This is a genomic window from Candidatus Propionivibrio aalborgensis, from assembly GCF_900089945.1.
Lineage (GTDB): Bacteria > Pseudomonadota > Gammaproteobacteria > Burkholderiales > Rhodocyclaceae > Propionivibrio > Propionivibrio aalborgensis.
On the sequence record NZ_FLQY01000272.1, the window covers coordinates 1 to 600 of the forward strand.

The 600-nt window shown below is 61.5% G+C and carries 1 protein-coding gene; it reads right to left on the reverse strand.

The genetic code is table 11. The features are described from left to right. Positions 1-600: tyrosine-type recombinase/integrase (locus tag PROAA_RS12800; RefSeq protein WP_186411712.1), on the reverse strand; the 600-nt coding region annotated here is incomplete at both ends.

The following is a 600-nucleotide window of genomic DNA, read 5'->3' on the forward strand; positions in this document are numbered from 1 at the left end:
CGCCGCTTGAGCCGCTCCTCGATCAACCTGGGGCTGATTCGGCCACCGCGCTGCCCCACGAATAGCGCTATTTGCTCGGCGGAAGCCACTTCACCTCGTCGCCGCGCCCAAAGCCCAACGGCTTCGCGGGCCTTGCTGCCGACCGGAACCAGCCGCAGCTTGTTGCGCTTGCCGAGAACACGCACTTCACCAGCCAAAATATCTTCGAGGCTCGCCAGGTCCAGCGCAGCGAGTTCGGCAAGACGCAGGCCTGACGAATAGAAGAGCTCGAACATCGCCTGATCCCGAATTTCCATGACCGCATCGCTCGAAGAATCAAGGAGACGATTGGCTTCATCGGGCGACAGAACCTTCGGCAAGGCCTTGGACGTCTTTGGCGCCCGCACGCCGTCGACCGGATTCTGGGTCGTTTCACTGCGCTGACCAAGCCAGCGATAAAAACCGCGCCACGCGGAAAGCATGCGAGCCAGTGAGCGCCCACCCAAACCACGGGCGTGCAACTGGGCGATGAAACGGCGAATTTGATGCGTCTGGATCGTGTCGAATCGGTGATTTCCGGGCAACTCGCCGACAAGCCTGCCGAGAACACCCAGATCACGC